General features: G+C 48.7%; 15 protein-coding genes. 9 read left to right on the forward strand and 6 right to left on the reverse strand.

Annotated features, from left to right (window positions below; all coding sequences use genetic code 11):
- Positions 1-3: 3 nt before the first annotated feature.
- Together AB3Y96_RS12010 and sodB are read left to right on the forward strand one after the other, a co-directional pair.
- Entirely contained in the window at positions 4-978 is a 975-nt protein-coding gene (locus tag AB3Y96_RS12010) for an NlpC/P60 family protein (RefSeq protein ID WP_367299293.1), read from the forward strand.
- A gap of 351 nt (positions 979-1,329) precedes the next feature.
- The gene (sodB, locus tag AB3Y96_RS12015) at positions 1,330-1,908 is read left to right on the forward strand and encodes a superoxide dismutase [Fe] (RefSeq protein ID WP_367299294.1); all 579 of its coding nucleotides are present in this window, start codon (positions 1,330-1,332) and stop codon (positions 1,906-1,908) included.
- 93 nt (positions 1,909-2,001) lie between these two features.
- On the opposite strand, the gene AB3Y96_RS12020 is transcribed toward sodB, so the two are convergent.
- On the reverse strand, positions 2,002-2,091 hold the full coding sequence (locus AB3Y96_RS12020; RefSeq protein WP_020303734.1) for a YnhF family membrane protein: 90 nt from the start codon (positions 2,089-2,091) through the stop codon (positions 2,002-2,004).
- 354 nt (positions 2,092-2,445) lie between these two features.
- Here AB3Y96_RS12020 and purR point away from each other — a divergent pair, with 354 nt between their 5' ends.
- Genes purR through AB3Y96_RS12035 form a run of 3 tightly spaced genes read left to right on the forward strand, consistent with a single transcriptional unit; the run spans position 2,446 to position 5,744 of the window.
- Positions 2,446-3,471: an HTH-type transcriptional repressor PurR gene (gene purR, locus AB3Y96_RS12025; protein WP_072309526.1), complete on the forward strand. Its 1,026-nt coding sequence runs from the start codon at positions 2,446-2,448 to the stop codon at positions 3,469-3,471.
- A gap of 3 nt (positions 3,472-3,474) precedes the next feature.
- A complete protein-coding gene (locus AB3Y96_RS12030) occupies positions 3,475-5,121 on the forward strand; it encodes an ABC transporter permease (protein WP_367299295.1) in 1,647 nt (548 codons plus the stop codon).
- Positions 5,118-5,744, forward strand: coding sequence for an ATP-binding cassette domain-containing protein (locus tag AB3Y96_RS12035; RefSeq protein ID WP_367299296.1), 627 nt, complete (start codon positions 5,118-5,120; stop codon positions 5,742-5,744). The genes AB3Y96_RS12030 and AB3Y96_RS12035 overlap by 4 nt, the downstream gene beginning before the upstream one ends.
- A 2-nt stretch (positions 5,745-5,746) precedes the next feature.
- Here the strand turns inward: AB3Y96_RS12035 and punR are convergent, their stop codons facing one another.
- A complete protein-coding gene (gene punR / locus AB3Y96_RS12040) occupies positions 5,747-6,655 on the reverse strand; it encodes a DNA-binding transcriptional activator PunR (protein ID WP_072309621.1) in 909 nt (302 codons plus the stop codon).
- Between the two features lie 140 nt (positions 6,656-6,795).
- Between punR and punC the strand changes: the two genes are divergently transcribed.
- Together punC and cfa are read left to right on the forward strand one after the other, a co-directional pair.
- Positions 6,796-8,022: a purine nucleoside transporter PunC gene (punC, locus tag AB3Y96_RS12045; protein WP_367299297.1), complete on the forward strand. Its 1,227-nt coding sequence runs from the start codon at positions 6,796-6,798 to the stop codon at positions 8,020-8,022.
- 319 nt (positions 8,023-8,341) lie between these two features.
- Positions 8,342-9,493 carry a cyclopropane fatty acyl phospholipid synthase gene (gene cfa / locus AB3Y96_RS12050; protein WP_072309530.1) on the forward strand — a complete coding sequence of 384 codons (1,152 nt, stop codon included), beginning with the start codon at positions 8,342-8,344 and terminating at the stop codon, positions 9,491-9,493.
- Positions 9,494-9,581: 88 nt separating this feature from the next.
- Here the strand turns inward: cfa and htpX are convergent, their stop codons facing one another.
- The 4 genes from htpX to AB3Y96_RS12070 all read right to left on the reverse strand — a co-directional run bounded on the left by htpX (position 9,582) and on the right by AB3Y96_RS12070 (position 14,121).
- Complete coding sequence (gene htpX / locus AB3Y96_RS12055; RefSeq protein WP_008813588.1) at positions 9,582-10,463, reverse strand: protease HtpX; 882 nt, start codon at positions 10,461-10,463, stop codon at positions 9,582-9,584.
- Between the two features lie 307 nt (positions 10,464-10,770).
- Positions 10,771-12,801, reverse strand: a complete 2,031-nt coding sequence (gene prc / locus AB3Y96_RS12060) for a carboxy terminal-processing peptidase (protein WP_072309531.1) — start codon at positions 12,799-12,801, stop codon at positions 10,771-10,773.
- 19 nt (positions 12,802-12,820) lie between these two features.
- Positions 12,821-13,528: an RNA chaperone ProQ gene (gene proQ, locus AB3Y96_RS12065; RefSeq protein WP_367299298.1), complete on the reverse strand. Its 708-nt coding sequence runs from the start codon at positions 13,526-13,528 to the stop codon at positions 12,821-12,823.
- A gap of 101 nt (positions 13,529-13,629) precedes the next feature.
- Positions 13,630-14,121 (reverse strand): GAF domain-containing protein, encoded by a 492-nt coding sequence (locus tag AB3Y96_RS12070; RefSeq protein WP_367299299.1) that lies wholly within the window; start codon positions 14,119-14,121, stop codon positions 13,630-13,632.
- Between the two features lie 230 nt (positions 14,122-14,351).
- Here AB3Y96_RS12070 and yebS point away from each other — a divergent pair, with 230 nt between their 5' ends.
- Positions 14,352-15,596, forward strand: coding sequence for a membrane integrity lipid transport subunit YebS (gene yebS, locus AB3Y96_RS12075; RefSeq protein ID WP_367299300.1), 1,245 nt, complete (start codon positions 14,352-14,354; stop codon positions 15,594-15,596).
- Positions 15,565-18,195 (forward strand): MlaD family protein, encoded by a 2,631-nt coding sequence (locus AB3Y96_RS12080; protein ID WP_367299301.1) that lies wholly within the window; start codon positions 15,565-15,567, stop codon positions 18,193-18,195. The genes yebS and AB3Y96_RS12080 overlap by 32 nt, the downstream gene beginning before the upstream one ends.
- The last annotated feature ends 588 nt before the right edge of the window (positions 18,196-18,783 follow it).

An 18,783-nucleotide genomic window follows, 5' to 3' on the forward strand; every position in this document is an offset into this window, starting at 1 on the left:
TCGATGCGTCTATATATCGCGCTCTTTGTTCTGCTGTTTACACAGCTATTTGCTAATGCAGCGAATGCCTCTCCGGGGCATAAAGTCGTTGCCGATCAGCGAAAGTCGCATGCGACAAGTAGCGAAACTGCCGATCGTAAAAAACGAAAGCCGGCCACCAGCAAAAAAGAAAAAACTGCGGCACCTACAACAACGGCAAAAAATAAAAAATCGGTAGAGCAAAAAAGCAAGGCGACTAAAAAAACAGCAGACGTTCAGCCTACCGCTCTCGCCACCAAGTTCGCCAAAAATAGAGCCGTTGCGCGCAATAAAGCCAATAGCAAAAAAATAGATAAAGCAGTATTAGCCTCTATTTCTAAACCGAAGGCAAAATCCAGCGTCAAGAAAAGCGACACTCATTCCACGGCTAGGCTAGCTCGCGTTAGTAATAAAAAAACCTATGGTCGCCAGCGCGGTGAATTGAATAGCCATGGCAGAAACAGCAAAGGCGAATTAGCCAAGCTGAATCAAAACAATATTGAAATCGTTGATGGTAAACCGATCCGTTTGAGCCCTCAGCATAAAAAACGCTACCAGCATGCCAAGCAGACGGCCATGAATAAGCTGATGAATCAGGTAGGCAAACCGTATCGCTGGGGTGGAGCTTCACCAAGCACGGGCTTCGACTGCAGCGGTTTAGTCTATTACGCCTATCAGGATTTACTGAGCATCAAGATCCCGCGTACCGCCAATGAAATGTATCATCTGCGCGATGCGGCTCCGGTGAAAAAAACAGAGCTACAAAAAGGCGACTTGGTCTTCTTCCGTATTAATAATCGTGGCGCCGCCGATCATGTAGGTGTTTATATGGGCGAAGGTAAATTTATACAGTCACCTCGCACCGGCGAACAAATTCGGATCAGCTATTTAGATAATGATTATTGGCAAGGACACTACGTTGGCGCCCGCCGCGTAATGACGCCAAAAACGATTCGTTAATAGCAGAAGGTCATTGTTAAACAGATTTATGGTAGGGATTAATCGTATTTTGTGATAATCCCTATCATTTAGATTTACCCTGTCTTTGTATTATCCCCTTCCCCTCATTTTCGTACCGTCGCCGTTTTGAACGAATGGTGTACAAATCATCAATTGATAACCAAAAACAAAAATTTTGCCTGTTATTAGATTCAAAACTTGCTAAAATCGATCCCCATAACAAGAGCACAACAAGATCGTTTCAATTTTAAAAACCCGCTCACTGACATTAACGTTGGTGTGATGCATGAAACATAAAACACTTCCGTGTAACTGTTTCATTGCAAAATAGAGCAATAATAGGAGAGAGCAATGTCTTTTGAATTACCTGCATTACCATACGAAAAAAACGCACTCGAACCGCACATCTCCGCAGAAACCTTGGAATACCATTACGGTAAGCATCACAACACCTACGTGGTTAACCTGAACAATCTGGTTAAAGGCACTGAATTTGAAGGTAAATCACTGGAAGAGATCATCAAGACCTCTACCGGCGGGATCTTCAACAACGCCGCTCAGGTTTGGAACCACACCTTCTACTGGCATTGCCTGTCACCAAAAGGTGGCAACGCACCAACTGGCGCAGTAGCCGAAGCCATTAACAAAGCATTTGGTTCATTCGACGCTTTCAAAGAAGAACTGACTAAATCCGCGATCGGCAACTTCGGTTCTGGTTGGACTTGGCTGGTTAAAAAAGCCGATGGTTCTTTGGCAATTGTGAACACCTCAAACGCAGCAACACCACTGACCAGCGGTGATAAGCCTCTGCTGACCGTGGACGTTTGGGAGCACGCCTACTACATCGACTATCGCAATGCGCGTCCTAAATATCTGGAGAACTTCTGGGCTCTGGTAAACTGGGAATTCGTGGCGAAAAATCTGGCATAAGTTTGCTAAGTTACGCACATGAAAAAGGCGGTCAATTGACCGCCTTTTGTTTTAGCCATGTTAATAGCTATCGATAGAAAACTTAGCGATAAATCAATGTAGCGCGGCAACAAAACTAAAGATAACAATCACAGCCAGCGCCGCGACCGTTGTCATTAGAGAATATTTCAGGTCGGTTTCCATTTCTTCTTCTCCCGCATTTCGTTATCAGATCAATTTTGATTATACATAAACACTTGCAGAAAGTGTGTGAAATCATTTTCACATACCTTAAATGGGATCGCACGCAGTAAAACTTTCGATTATTCTTTCTGTTAACCCACAATTTTGACTTCCCCTTTTGCATTTTATAGGCCAAAATTTACGGTTTACTGCTACGTATCAGCTTTCATAACGTAAAAGAATAGGCTGGCGCTTGATAAATCCGCATATTCCTCTCTTTGATGCGATTGTAATCAGTATATTTTGATGTACGTAAGCAAACGATTAACGCAATAGCTATGTCATTGTGACATTAGCTTAGGAGTCATCTGTTTCATGGCAACGATTAAAGATGTGGCAAAACGCGCGGGCGTTTCAACCACGACAGTGTCTCACGTTATTAATAAGACGCGTTTTGTCGCAGAAGAGACCAAGACCGCGGTTTGGGAAGCCATTAAAGAATTGCACTACTCCCCCAGCGCCGTCGCCCGTAGCCTGAAAGTGAACCACACTAAATCGATCGGTTTGCTGGCAACCTCCAGCGAAGCGCCCTATTTTGCTGAGGTGATTGAGGCCGTTGAAAACGCCTGTTACAGCCAAGGCTATACGCTTATTTTATGTAACTCTCACAATAACCCTGAAAAGCAAAAAGCTTATTTGGCAATGCTGGCGCAAAAGCGCGTCGATGGGCTGTTAGTGATGTGCTCTGAATATCCAGAAAACCTGCTGCAAACCCTTGAGGACTACCGCAATATTCCAATGGTAGTGATGGACTGGGGCACACAGCGCAGTGATTTTACCGACGCCATTCAAGATAATGCGTTCGAAGGTGGCTATTTAGCCGGTCGCTATTTAATTGAACGCGGTCACCGCGATATTGGGGCGATTACCGGTCAGCTTTCCCGTAACACCGGCGGAGGTCGTCTGCGCGGCTTCTTGAAAGCCCTGCAGGAAGCCAATATTTCCGCACGCGATGAGTGGATGGTAGAAGGCGACTTCGAGCCAGAATCCGGTTACAAAGCCATGCACCAGATCCTATCGCAAAAAAATCGCCCAACGGCGGTCTTCGTGGGCGGAGATATCATGGCGATGGGCGCAATCTGCGCCGCCGATGAGATGGGCTTACGTGTACCGCAGGATATATCGGTGATCGGTTATGATAACGTGCGCAACGCTCGCTACTTCTCACCAGCGTTGACCACCATCCACCAGCCGAAAGAGCGTTTGGGCTCTATGGCCTTTGATATGCTGCTCGACCGTATCGTGAGCAAACGTGAAGATTCTCAAACGATCGAAGTTCATCCAAAACTCGTGGAGCGTCGCTCCGTTGCCGATGGCCCATATCTGGACTATCGCCGCTAAGTGATGAAGAGCAGCCCTTTTCTTTTAGCGCTGTTCCCCGTTGTGCTGTTCTTTGCCGGAGCGTTGCCAATATTGGCAGCGCTGCTGGCACTGACTCAGCCGCTGTCTGACATTTCCTCTTTCAATAACTTCATCCAGCCGTGGACGCTTTTACTCCAATGGCCAGGTTTGATGCGCTCGGTTGGCCTGAGTTTATGGAGCGCAATCGCCGCTACCTTAATATCACTTTGGTTGGCATTAGCGCTTTGCGGGCAAGTTATACAGCGCGCCAGCGGGGCCGCTCGCGCTGTTTCGAGCGCGATTTTAGCCATGCCGCATATTGCACTGGCGACCGGACTCATACTGCTGTTATCTCCTTCAGGTTGGCTACTCAGGCTTATATCCCCAACATTTACGGGTTTTGTGCGCCCGCCTGATTGGACGATCGTCAATGACCCTTATGCCCTGTCCTTAATTCTTTTACTGGTGATCAAAGAGACACCCTTTTTATTTTTGCTGGCGTTTAACATCGCGGGGCGAATTGATGTGGCCCGTCAAATGCAGGCTGGTAACGCATTGGGTTACCACAGTGAAAAAGTCTGGTGGTTGCTATTAGTGCCGCAAATACTGGTGGCCCTGCGCCTGCCGCTGTTTTGCGTGCTCGCCTTTGGGCTATCCGCCGTGGATATTGCGATTCTATTGGGGCCACAGCAGCCAACCACCTTGGCGTTGTTAGTTTGGCAATGGATAAGCGAACCCTCGATGGGGCACCAGTCTTTGGCCGCCGCTGGCACGCTGTTGCTTATTGCGATGACATTAGCCAGCTTTGGCGCATGGGGATGCGGTGAAAAACTCTGGTTGAAATATTGTCGCAACGCTTATGGGCAAAGGCGCAACACATGGCGTATGCCGCTTGCTCCGCTCTGGACAATTGGCGTGCTGTTAACGCTAGGTGCTTACGCGGTACTCTTCGTTTGGTCTATTGCGTGGCGTTGGCCTTTCTCTTCTTCTTTCCCGCTACAGTGGACCGATGATTATTGGCTTACCAGCATTCATCAGCTCAGTGCGCCGATTATGAATAGCCTGCTCATTGCGGGGATGGCGAACCTGTTAAGCTTGGTGCTGTGCGTTGGTTTTTTGGAGTGGCAATTTTATACGCGTAGCAAAACGAACTTTTGGCTTCTGCTCGCCCCACTGTTGATACCACAAATCAGCCTAATCTTCGGCTTACAGCATATGGCCGCTTGGCTGGATGTTATTGGCCTGCTGCCCAGCGTTGTCTTTGCCCATATGGTGTTTATCGTTCCGTACTATTTTCTTAGCCTCAGCGGCGCGTGGCAGGCTTTCGATTCACGACTGCTCTACACCGCACAATCTCTTGGCAAAGCGCCTTGGACCTGTTTCTGGCGCATCAAGATCCGTTTATTGAGCAAACCACTAACGCTTTCCGTTGCGCTAGGTTTCGCGGTTAGCATGGGATTATATTTACCCACGCTGGGCTTAGGCGCTGGGCGCTTCCCCACATTGGCAACTGAAACCGTTGCCTATGCATCCGGTATCGATCGTCGAATGGCTGCCGTTGCGGCCCTGTGGCAAACGTTCATTCCGCTTTTGGTTTACGGTATCGCGCTATTTCTGCCATTCATATTAACAAGGAATAAAAAACTGTGACGGTTTTAGCGCTCGAGCAATTTCAGCTTTTCCTGCATGGCACACCGCTAACTTCAGCGTTGAATACCCACGTAGAAGGCGGCCAAATACTCACGCTGATGGGGCCAAGCGGCTGCGGGAAATCGAGCTTATTGATGGCCATTTCTGGACACGCTCACGCCCCACTCTCAACGCAGGGAAAAGTGCTGATTGATAATCGCGAGGTGACTGAGCTTCCTGCCTATCAGCGAAAGATAGGGCTGTTATTCCAAGATGATTTGCTGTTTCCCCACCTTAACGTTGAGCAAAACTTGCTCTTCGCATTACCAGATAACACCAGCAGAGAAGAACAGCATCGGCAGGTCGCACTGGCATTGGGGAAAATTGGCATGAACGAATTTTCATCTCGCTATCCTGATGAATTATCTGGCGGCCAGCGCGCCAGAATCAGTTTGTTACGCACCCTGCTTTCTCGCCCTCGCGTGGTGGCTTTGGATGAGCCTTTTTCCAAGCTTGATAAAGCGCTGCGACAACAGTTTCGCCAGTGGGTCTTTAGCGAATTACGTCAGGCGAATATTGCCACCCTGCTAGTGACACACGACGAAGACGATGTTCCGCCACATGGCCAAATCATCATGCTCTAATCCTATTCAGGGCTCAGCCACTCTTGATTCATCGTTTCAGTATCACCTAAATAATCAAGCAACCAGTCAATCGCCGGCGAACGGGTATGATCTTCCCAAGTTACGCAGCAAGCGCTATCAGGAAACGGTTGAGCCAATTCTAAGATCTTCAGCTTACCCGCATGAACCAACGGTTCTGCCATGTGTGCAGGCATCAAGCCAACGCAAAGCCCATTCTCCAGGCAATCGCAGGCCGACTGCCAATCAGGCACCACCAAGCGGCGCTGGTTATCTAATAGCCACGTATCGCGCTTAGGCAGATCTCGAGATGTGTCTTCAATGCATAAAGCAGGAAAGGGACGAATTTTGTCGTCACTTAACTCACCCTCCAGCGTTGCCAGCGGATGATCGGGGCTAACCAGACAATGCCAGCGTAGAAACCCCATATCGCGAAAAGAAAAACGCCCTCCGGCGGGAACCGCGCGCGTCGCTCCTATCGCCACCTCTACGCGTCCGGCGACCAGTGCATCCCATACGCCGTTGAACACTTCTGGGTGGATCATTAATTCCATATCAGGAAAATGGCGGTAAAAATCGACCACCAGTTGGCGACTTCGGCGAGGATTAACGATGCGATCTACTGCAACATTTAGCTGTCCACGCCAGCCATTTGCTACCTGTTGACATTGACGGCGGGTGGAATTCATTTTTTTGATAATAGTTCGAGCTTCATCAACAAAAAATGCGCCTGCCTCGGTGAGCTCAACATCTCGATGACGCCGCTCAAACAGTGATACCGCTAGCCAAGTTTCTAGTTGGCGGACCGTATAACTCACGGCAGACGGCACACGGTGCAGTTCTTGGGCTGCGGCACTAAAACTTCCCGTCCTAGCAACCGCATCAACAACCTCTAATGAGTATTCCGACCACATGTGCGCTACCTCACTTTTCTTGCTTTCAAAAATTTTCATCCATGATAGCAAATATTAGCGTTTCACAAGTAATTAGAGAGATCGCTACACTCCCCGCGTCACACATTCATTCTGCAACAAATATATAACGAGTCAAAATAATGCGAACTTCATCATTTTTCATGTTCTATCTGGCCGGATTGAGCATGCTGGGATATCTGGCCACTGATATGTATCTTCCCGCTTTTGGTGCGATGCAGCAGGATCTTAATGCTTCCGCTGGTGCCATCAGTGCGAGTCTCAGTATTTTCCTCGCCGGTTTTGCCTTCGCGCAGCTGGTATGGGGGCCTCTGTCCGATCGCATCGGGCGTAAGCCGGTTTTAGCCATGGGCTTAACCCTGTTTAGTCTTGGCTGCTTGGGCATGCTGTGGGTGGATACCACCACAGAGCTTCTGGTGCTGCGCTTTGTGCAGGCGATTGGGGTGTGCTCTGCCGCCGTGACGTGGCAGGCGCTGGTTATCGACCGCTACAGCAAAGGCGTTGCCAATCGCGTGTTCGCTACCATCATGCCGTTGGTGGCATTGTCCCCAGCTCTTGCGCCGCTATTGGGCGCGTGGTTGCTTAACCATTTAGAATGGCAGGCTATCTTTGCCGTGCTGTTTGGCATCTCTTTGCTGCTGTTAATCCCAACCCTCATGCTTAAAGATGAGCGTCGGAAACCCGCAGAAAACCAGCCTAAAGAGAACATCAGCTTTTTCCAACTGATGCGCTCGAATATTTTCTCCGGCAACGTGATGATTTTCGCGGCGTGCTCCGCCGGTTTCTTCGCGTGGCTCACCGGTTCACCGTTCATTTTAGGCGATATGGGCTATGGCCCGAATGACATTGGCCTAAGCTATGTTCCACAGACCATCGCATTTTTGATTGGCGGCTATGGCTGCCGCGCGCTGCTGAGCCGTATCGGCGGAAACTTAATGCTGCCTTGGCTGTTAGTGGTATACAGCCTGAGCATGGTAGGAATGTTTGCGATGGCGCTGCTGGGTTCACCGGGACTCTTTGCGCTGTTAGTCCCTTTCTGCATTATGGCCATGGCAAACGGCGCGATTTACCCTATCGTGGTTGCCAATGCATTAACGCCATTCCCAGAAAGCAGTGGCAAAGCAGCGGCATTGCAGAACACTCTACAGTTAGGCGTCTGTTTCTTGGCAAGCCTGCTGGTATCCGTTTTTGTCGAGTCAGCGTTATTGGCCACAACCGCCATCATGGCGGGCACCGTAGTATTGGTTGCTTTCGGTTACTGGCTCAAAAGTGACAATGTCACAAGAAAATTATCCGATGAATCGCTAGCGGCGAGTGAATCAGGTAAAAAACATCAGTCACAGCATTAATTTATTTTTGTCTCCTTTACGCTAAACCATTGAGCAGCGGTGCGGATTCATACTTGAGTCTCTCACCGCTGCGTCCTATACTGCGAAGGTTGCTTTTACAATTATTCTGCTAGTAAGTAACTTTTGCTTTCCGATGTGCGGAGCACATCACATTTTTTCTTAAGGATGAGTCCCTGCTAACCGCATGGGTTTCCTCAGTTTTCCATTTTTCTAAGTCGGGTTAAACACCGCGGATTATCCGTTGGTACTCGTGCGCCTTTAGATTGCCAACGCTCTCTAGCAGGTCAGTTTTATGAAGAATTTGGTTCATGGAGAAACTATGAGTTCATCGTGTATAGAAGATCTAAGCGTGCAAAACAGTCAATGGTATCGAATTGCCAGTGAAATGTTGCAGTCGGCAGACATCGAGGTTAATGGCTCGCGCCCTTTTGATATTCGCGTTAAAAATCCACACTTTTTCAAACGCGTCTTGCAAGAAGGCTCACTCGGTCTGGGTGAGAGCTATATGGATGGCTGGTGGGAGTGCGACCGTTTAGATATTTTCTTTCAGAAGGTGCTGCGCGCTGGGCTTGAGAATCAGCTGCCACACCACATCAAAGACACCTTGCGTGTCGCAGCGGCGCGTCTTACCAATCTTCAATCGAAAAAACGTGCATGGATCGTCGGCAAGGAACACTACGACTTAGGAAATGATCTCTTCAGCCTAATGCTCGATCCCTATATGCAATATTCCTGCGCCTACTGGAAAGATGCGACGACGCTAAAGCAGGCTCAGGAAGCTAAGCTAAAACTGATCTGTGAAAAGCTTCAACTGCGGCCAGGAATGACCCTGCTGGATATCGGCTGTGGCTGGGGCGGTCTGGCAGCTTATGCCGCGAAGAACTACGGCGTATCCGTTCACGGCGTCACCATTTCAGCAGAGCAACAGAAAATGGCTCAGGAACGCTGTAAAGATTTAGACGTGCAGATTTTGCTACAAGACTACCGTGACTTGAACGCACAGTACGATCGCATTGTGTCAGTGGGGATGTTCGAGCATGTCGGGCCAAAAAACTACCAAACCTACTTCAACGTGGTGGCGCGTAATTTGAAGCCTGATGGGCTTTTCTTACTGCATACTATTGGCGCAAACGAAACCAATATGCATGTGGATCCGTGGATCAATAAATATATCTTCCCTAATGGCTGCCTCCCCTCGGTTAAGCACATCGCAACCACCAGTGAAGGTAAATTCGTGATGGAAGACTGGCACAATATTGGGGCTGATTACGACCGCACGTTGATGGCTTGGTATGAACGTTTCGTCCAGAATTGGCCGAAGATCGAGCATAACTATTCTCAACGCTTCTTCCGCATGTTTAGCTATTATCTCAATGCCTGCGCGGGGGCTTTCCGCGCTCGAGATATCCAGCTATGGCAAGTGGTGTTTTCTCCTCGCGGAACTGAAGGCGGCCTGCGCGTAGCGCGATAATATCTGATGGTTATCGGATAGTAAAAAGGAGCCCAAAGGCTCCTTTTTGTTTGTCGCTAGCTATTTGGCCACCGATGGCAAACCTGAATTACTTCAGATATTGGCCGGTACGTAAGGCTTCAATACGCTTATCCAACGGCGGATGTGACAGGAACAGTTCGCTAAATGATTTATTACGACCATTGATGCAAAATGCCATCATGCTCCCTTCTTCCTGCGGCTCATAGCTTGTTTTCAAGCGTTGTAGTGCAGCGATCATTTTTTCACGCCCTACTAAATTAGCCGACCCCGCATCAGCGCGGAATTCACGATAACGCGAGAACCACATAGTAATAATGCTCGCTAAGATCCCGAATACAATCTCCAATACCATGGATACCGCGAAATAAATCATTGGGTTGCCGCTGCTGCTTTCACCCTCATCGCGGTTGCCCGACAAGAATCCAGCAGCTACCTGAGCGATCAGGCGCGAGATGAAGATAACGAAGGTGTTCACCACGCCCTGAACCAGCGTCATCGTCACCATATCACCATTGGCAACGTGGCTGATTTCGTGCGCGAGCACGGCTTCGGCCTCATCACGACTCATGTTTTGCAATAAACCGGTGCTCACCGCCACCAGTGATGCATTGCGACGCGCACCTGTTGCGAATGCGTTCATATCCGGTGCGTGGTAAATCGCAACCTGCGGCATATCAATACCTGCCTGCTGAGACTGACGGCGGACGGTCTCAACCAACCAACGCTCTGTCTCATTGCGTGGTTGCTCGATAACTTCTCCCCCAACCGAACGCAAAGCCATCCACTTAGACATCAACAGCGAAACAATAGAACCACCAAAGCCGAACAGCAGTGCCATCACCATCAGCCCTTGCACGCTGCTGGACTGGATCCCTGTCAGGCTTAACACCACACCAAACACCAGCATGACAGCAAGGTTGGTTAGCAGGAACAAAGCGATACGCATCATGTTATTTATTAATCCTCATTTATGGAGCACGCATTATGCGATGCATATACTCGTTTTACTTCAAGTGGCAGAAACATTAGCAACTCTTGTTTGCTACTTTCATGCAACTCGAATGATTTAGTGTATAGATCGTAAGGCCATCTGCGCGGGATTCAAGTGGTGTTAAGCAATAACACACTAAAGAAACATAACTTTACAATTTGACGTACTAAAAATCACATAATTGACTATTTCCCAACCATTCAGCCAGAACGGCAGACATAAAAAAAGAGCGATTTCTCGCTCTTTTTACTGTCACCGTGCTCGCTTATTTTGAGCTGCCCTGCATTTGCTGAGCAAGATCAAGCGCAATTTTTACCGTTTCATCCAAGTAAGGATCGGGCTCTTGATAATCTTTTGGCAAATCATCAAGTGATTTAATTGGCTTTTTGCCCGCAACTTTCAGGCGTTCATTAATGCGTTTCAGGCGGGTTGCATCATCATCTTTGTTCTCTTTCTCACGCTGTGCATAGTTAAGAGAGACGATATTTTTGCGATCTTTGAGCGCTTTATAGTGAGCGATGTCCTGCTCAATATATTGGAACTCAGGATTCGACGCGATACGCTGATTGTGATCGGCTAACAGAACCGGATCAAACTTCTGCACATCCCCGGCTTTATCGTAGGTAGCCGCTTTAATGCTATCCCAAGGCAAGGCGTTGTCTTCAAAGCTTTCGCCAGTATCAATCGATTCCAGCCCCGTCGGCATAATAATATCTGGTGTCACGCCTTTACGCTGAGTACTACCGCCGTTAATACGGTAGAACTTCTGGATTGTGTATTGAACTGAACCCAGCTCCGGCCACTCTGGACGCAGCATCTGATCGTAAATACGATTTACCGAACGATATTGCTGCACGGTACCTTTACCGAAGGTTGGTTCACCAACAATCAGCGCACGATCGTAATCCTGCATAGCCGCAGCGAAGATTTCTGACGCTGACGCACTGAAGCGATCAACCAGAACTACCAGCGGGCCTTTATAGTAAACAACGCCGTCGGTATCCGCATCTTCACGAATTTTACCGTTATTATCGCGCACCTGAACAACAGGACCGTTAGGAATAAACAGGCCAGAAAGCGATACCGCTTCGGTTAACGCACCGCCGCCGTTGCTGCGCAGATCGATAATCACGCTGCTCACGTTCTGTTTTTCCAGCTTCTGCAGCTGTACTTTGACGTCGTCGGTCAGGCCGACGTAGAAGCCAGGAATATCCAGAACCCCGACTTTCTTGCCATCAACGGTTTTCACGCTCATTTTCACCGCGCGATCTTCCAAGCGGATCCGTTCACGCGTTAACGTGATAGTGCGTGTTTTGGTACCCTTACCTGCTGGCAGAATTTCCAAACGAACTTTGCTGCCTTTTGGCCCTTTGATCAACTCAACCACGTCATCAAGACGCCAGCCAATCACATCTACCATCGGTTTGCCCGGCTGGCCAACGCCAACGATGCGATCGCCAACTTTGAGAGATTTACTCTTCGCTGCAGGTCCACCGGCAACCATCGAGTTAATCTGGGTATAGTCGTCTTCGGTCTGCTGAAGCACTGCACCGATACCTTCCAGAGACAGGCTCATTTCGGTATTAAACTGCTCAGTATTACGCGGGGACAGATAGTTGGTATGGGGATCAATCTCATGCGCAAACGCGTTCATGAACAGTTGGAAAACGTCTTCGCTTTTGCTTTGAGTGAGACGTTTAATCGCAAACTGGTAGCGTTTGGTCAGGATTTTTTGAATCTCTGGCCAATCTTTACCGGCCAGTTTCAGGTTCAATTCATCGTATTTAACTTTGGCTTCCCAAAGCTTATTCAACTCTTCCGTGCTGGTTGGCCACGGTGATTTGCTACGGTCGACATCAATGGTGTCGTTACCGTCGAAAGTCATCGGAGATTTCAGCAAGGACAGTGCATATTCGTAGCGTTCGAAGCGACGTTTTTGTGCCAAATTAAACAGCGCATAAGCGGTATCTAATTGGCCGGATTTTAACTCATCATCCAGCGCCGTCTCACGGTCTTTGAACTGCGCAACGTCAGAGGCCAACAACACGTTATGGTTGTAGTCCAACATATTGAGGTAACGCGCAAAGATCTTTTTAGAAAAATCATCGTTCAAATCGAACTGACGATAATGAGAGCGCGTAAAACGTGACGTCACCCGTTCACTGACGGTCGCGTGCTGCGGCTCTTGGCGCAACTGCGGTAACTGATTAATGTTGTAAGCAACATTATCAGCCGCAAAGCTGGCACCAGCGAATAACGCCAGGGCTATCGCTGATACCCTGAAAAATTTGTTCATGCCTTGGCTGGCCTCCGTATCAGAACTGCAAGTGTTCTGCGCGCACAATCATCGCCAGACCGTTAGAAAGCTGAACGCGTACACCATCTTTGGTGATTTCCAATACGGAAGCGTCCATCGCACTTTTACCTGCGCTGACTTTTACGCCCTGACCTACGGTCAGTTTAGTAATGTCAGTCACCGGTACAGCACGCGGTTTAGCTGATTCTGTGTTCGCGCGAGGCGTGCGATCCTGTTGCGGGCGAGGAGTGCGTGGTTTACGCACTTCTTTATCACCGTTAGCAGCATCGGTACGACGTGCAGCAGGTTTTTTACCCGCTGGACGTGGGCGACGATTCTCAGTCGTTTCCCCAGCCTCACGTTTTTTCGCCTGCTGTTCTGCACGTTGTGCTTGAACTCGCGCTTTGGCTTCTTCTAACTGTTGACGAGCGTGTTCCACATGCTGCTCTTCCAGCACACCACACGAATTACCGTCAAGATCGACTCGTTCCGCACCCACTTTCACGCCGTGCAGATAACGCCAGCTTGAGGTGTACAGACGGAGCGCTGAACGTAGCTGAGTCTTGCTCAGTCCGTTTTCATCTCCCTGCATCCGCTCAACCAGATCCTGAAAGATACCGATTTTCAACGGACGTGCTTCGCCCTCTGCGCTAAAGCACTGCGGGAAACGCTGGGCTAAAAATGCAATGACTTCTTTACTACTATTCAACTTGGGTTGATTTTCCATGAAATTTCCTGATTACAACGGGTTTGCCAACCAGCGATGGCATGAACAGGCGACATTATAATGGCGCTACCGCCAAAAGCCACGCCATACGCACGACAACCTTATGCAAATGTCACAAATTTTGTGCTGTCGCACTCTTTTAAGTGTTCAGAAAGAGCAGAAGCCACTGATTTTAAACCATTTTCATCTTCTTTATCGAATCGGTCATAAACTGTGCTATCGATATCTAAAACCCCAATAACTTGTCCATTTACCTCAATAGGCAGCACAATTTCAGCATTGCTGGCTGCATCACAGGCAATATGACCGGCAAAAGCGTGCACATCGGCAACGCGTTGGATCTCATTTTTGGCAAACGCAGTACCACATACACCTTTACCTACAGGAATTCGCACACAGGCTAATTTCCCTTGGAAAGGCGCAAGTACCAGCGTATTACCATCAATCAAATAGAATCCGACCCAGTTAACATCCTCTAATCGCTCGTAAATTAGCGCACTTGCATTGGATAATGTTGCGATAAAGTTATATTCGCCGCTGCTTAGAGCAGCTAAATCACGCGCTAGGTCGGCATAAAACTCTTTTTTACTCATGTAAATCTCGTTATCTTGTTACTGGACGACAGCCATAAGGCCCGAATACGTCACATAAAATAAGCATTAAATGCGTTATCACACAAGGCCTATCCAACATCACTACACTTTAACTCGTTACACATTGTATCTTTACATCAGTTAGACCTACATTTTTATAACAACCATTCTGTTTTAAGGCCATCAATGCGATACTTTCACCCTTTGCGCCAGCCATCCTGCGTTTCTGAATGAATATCACTCGAATTACTGCGCTACCCGAACAGCACATCAAACGTTGCCACGAATGCGACTATGTTTTCCAACTACCTGAGCTGGATAAAAATCATACTGCATACTGCCCACGTTGCTGTGCCAAAATTTGCTCTGGACGTGATTGGTCCATGACGCGCTTAACCGCGCTGTCTATTGCAATTTTGCTACTGATGCCGTTTGCCTTAAACGAGCCGCTGATTCAAATCCGCCTGCTAGGAACGACGATTTATGCCAGCTTGATTGAAGGTATTTGGCAAATGGCGATCCAAGGGGACCCGGTCACGGCCAGCATGGTGGCATTTTGTACCGTAGGCGCCCCGCTGACGCTTCCGCTCTCCATTCTTTATCTACGGTTCGGCCATAAACTAGGCATGAATCTGCGCCCAGTGTTATTGATGCTGGACAGATTAAAAGAGTGGATCATGCTCGATATCTATCTTATCGGCATGGGCGTAGCCTGTATAAAGGTTCAGGAATATGCGGATATCAACGTAGGAAACGCTTTTTTTGCCTACGTGATGATGACGTTACTCACACTGGTCACATTGATTCATCTTAATCTGAATCAACTGTGGGAGCGGTTTTATCCACGAACCCAGCCCAAAACGTCACCGTATGAAATGAAACTCTGCTGTGCCTGCCACTATACTGGGCTACCTGATGAACGAGGCCGCTGCCCGCGTTGCCATACCACGTTGCATGCTCGTCAGCCCTACAGCCTACAAAAAACATGGGCCGCGCTGATTGCTGCCATCGTGATGCTTTTCCCCGCCAATATGCTGCCCATCTCAATTTTGTACGTGAACGGCGTGCGGATGGAAGACACCATTTTTTCTGGCGTAGTTTCGTTAGCAACCTCGGGCAATATTCCTATTGCAGCAATCGTATTTATTGCCAGTATTTTAGTTCCTTTCACTAAGGTGATTGTGATGCTGTTCTTATTGATCAGCATCCAATTTAAAACCCAGCACAGCCTAAAAACACGCATGCGTCTACTACGCTTAGTGACGTGGATTGGCCGCTGGTCGATGCTCGATCTTTTTGTTATCGCGTTAATGATGTCGTTGGTTAATCGCGACCAGCTACTTTCTTTTACTATGGGACCGGCGGCCTTCTATTTTGGTGCCGCCGTATTCCTAACCATCCTTGCCGTAGAATGGTTAGACAGCCGACTGATTTGGGATGCTCATGCAACAGGAAACGCCGAATATACCGACTAACGCAACGCTACGACGTAAACGCCGTATCTCACCGTTTTGGTTATTACCTTTTATCGCCCTTCTGATTGCAGGCTGGTTAATCTATTCCACAATGCAAGAGCGCGGCGATACCGTCATTATCGATTTCCAGTCGGCGGCAGGCTTGGTGGCTGGCCGAACGCCGGTACGTTATCAAGGCGTTGAAGTCGGCACGGTGCAAAAAATAGCGCTCAGCAATGACCTCAACAAAATTGAAGTCAGCGTAAGCATTAAAAGCGATATGAAAGACGCCCTGCGTGATGGCACTCAGTTTTGGCTCGTCACGCCCAAAGCCTCTCTGGCCGGGATCTCAGGGTTAGACGCGCTAGTCGGCGGTAACTACATTGGGATGATGCCGGGTACGGGTAAGCCGAGCCAACATTTCGTCGCATTGGATACTCAGCCCAAATTCCGCCTTAATACCGGTGAATTGCTCATCCACCTGTTTGCTCCTGACTTAGGTTCTCTAAGCACCGGCTCATTGGTCTATTACCGCAAAATTCCGGTGGGTAAAGTCTACGATTTTACCATTGCTGAAAACCAGCAAGGCGTTAGCATCGATGTACTTATCGATAAGCGCTTTGCTAATTTGGTGAAAGACAACAGTCGTTTCTGGAATGTCTCTGGTTTCAAAGGTGATTTTGCCTTAGACGGCATTTCGGTGCAGATGGAAAGCATGGCCGCGTTAGTGAATGGGGCCATTGCCTTTGACTCACCCCACGGAGGCAAGCAGGCCGTAGCCAATCACAACTACACGCTCTATCCCGATTTGGCTCACAGCCAGCGCGGCGTCGTCATCGGTTTAGATTTACCCAATGGCGATGGCCTCACAGCGGACAGAACGCCTCTTATTTACCAAGGGTTGCAGGTCGGCACGCTCACCAAAATGACGTTGGAGAAAGACAGCAAAGTCAGCGGTGAATTAACGATTGATCCTAGCATCGTCGATCTGATGCGCAGTGGAACCCGCATCAAAATGACCAGCCCTCGCCTCAGCTTGGATAATGCCAAACTGAGCCAGCTGCTCACGGGTAACGTATTTGAACTGCTCCCTGGCGAAGGTGAACCACAAAACCATTTCGCCGTACTGCCTAGCGCAGAGTCACTGTTACAGCAGCCTAATATCCTTAAGCTATCGCTCAGCGCATCACAAAGCTATGGCGTGGACGTTGGCCAGCCTATCAGCATGAACGGGATTAAAATTGGCCAAGTCCTTCATCGGGTTCTGAAAGATAACTCGGTTGTCTTCGACGTCGCTATCGAGCCGCAGTATCGCAGCCGGATTCATGCCGACAGCAAGTTTGTGGTCAACAGCCGTCTTGACGTTAAGTTTGGTGTTGACGGTGTTCAATTGCTTGGTGCAAGCGCACAAGAATGGCTAGATGGCGGTATTCGCGTCATCCCGGGCAGCAAAGGTGAACCCAAGGATAAATACCCGCTCTACCAAAACAGTGAACATGCTGAGCAAGGCATTACCGGTAATCTTCCGCCATCAACCCTGACTTTGCGCGCAGAAACCTTACCTGACATTCAAGCGGGTTCCGTTGTGCTGTATCGTAAATTCCAAGTTGGGGAAATTGTTGATGTTCGTCCTAAATCCAATGAATTTGAAATCGATGTTTATATTCAACCGGCCTACCGAAAGCTGCTTACGCCGCAAACTATTTTCTGGGCGGAAGGCGGAGCTAAAGTCCAGCTCAACGGCAGCGGATTGACGATTCAAGCATCTCCGCTAGATCGCGCAATCAAAGGCGCGGTTAGCTTCGACAATATAGAGGGCGTTAGCGTTACCAAGGGGCAGAAGCTTGAGCTTTATGCTTCAGAAACGGCGGCCAGAGCGATTGGGAGCCAGATCACCCTGCGCACCTACGATGCTTCAAAACTCTCAGCCGGAATGCCAATTCGCTATCTCGGCATCGATATTGGACAGGTTGAATCGCTAAAACTCTCCAACGAACGCAACGAAGTGTTAGCGAAAGCGGTGCTTTATCCCGAATATGTGGACTCCTTTGCACGCCAAGGAACGCGCTTCTCCATCGTTACACCGGAGATTTCAGCTACCGGCGTCAGTAATTTAGAAACCCTGCTACAGCCCTACATCAACTTAGAACCAGGTCATGGACGCACCATGCGAACCTTTGAGCTGCAACAAGCCTCTATCGCTGATTCACGCTACCTCGATGGACTGAGCGTGATTGTCGATGCGCCAGAGACGGGATCGCTGCAAATTGGTACTCCGGTTCTTTTCCGAGGTATCGAAGTGGGTACCGTGACGGGCCTCTATCTGGGCTCGATGTCTGACCGCGTGCACGTAGCGCTGCGCATCAGCAAGAAATACCAAAAACTGGTGCGTGAAAACTCAGTATTCTGGCTGGCATCAGGCTATAACGTCGAGTTTGGATTAACGGGCGGTATGGTTAAAACTGGCACGTTCCAGCAATTTATTCGCGGCGGCATCGCCTTTGCCACACCACCAACTACGCCGCTCGCGCCACAGGCTCAACCGAATACGCACTACCTGCTTAATGATAATGCGCCGGATAAATGGCAAAGCTGGGGCACTGCAATCCCTCTTCGCTAGCCCTGAACAAAAACACCGCCGACTGGCGGTGTTTTTTTAGTTTATAATGGGTACGACTTCTGAGAAAAGCATCGCCCTTCCACTTCATTCTCCAACCCCAAAAATGCCACGCTTAACGTTATGCGTTAAAGATAAAATAGAGCAACGCTTTACTAATGGCATAATCTCTCGTGCAAGCTCATCTCCCATCAAAAGAAAGACTTAACATTTGCTTTAGTTATCTTCAACAGCATAATTGGCTAAAAACTGGCAAAAAAAAAACCGTCGACTACTCTTAAATAGCAAGGCAATCCAAGCCTGCATTAATGCCAACTTTTAGCGCACGGCTCTCTCCCAAGAGCCATTACCCTAGACCTGATACAGGAATCGTATCAGGTCTCTTTTTAATCGATCAAAAATAGTCCTGATATAAAACCGCCTATCTAGCCGTTGATCTTGATCACTTCTCACACAGGGATATCGGTTGGAGACGGAGCATGAGACGACGTATGAGCACTGAGTCAGTGATGAATGTGTTGTTGATTGCGGTGCATCGGGAGAAACATTAGTCCATTCAGATCAGATATCTCGATATACGAACGGACGCCC

The organism is Hafnia alvei, assembly GCF_964063325.1.
Taxonomy (GTDB): domain Bacteria; phylum Pseudomonadota; class Gammaproteobacteria; order Enterobacterales; family Enterobacteriaceae; genus Hafnia; species Hafnia alvei_B.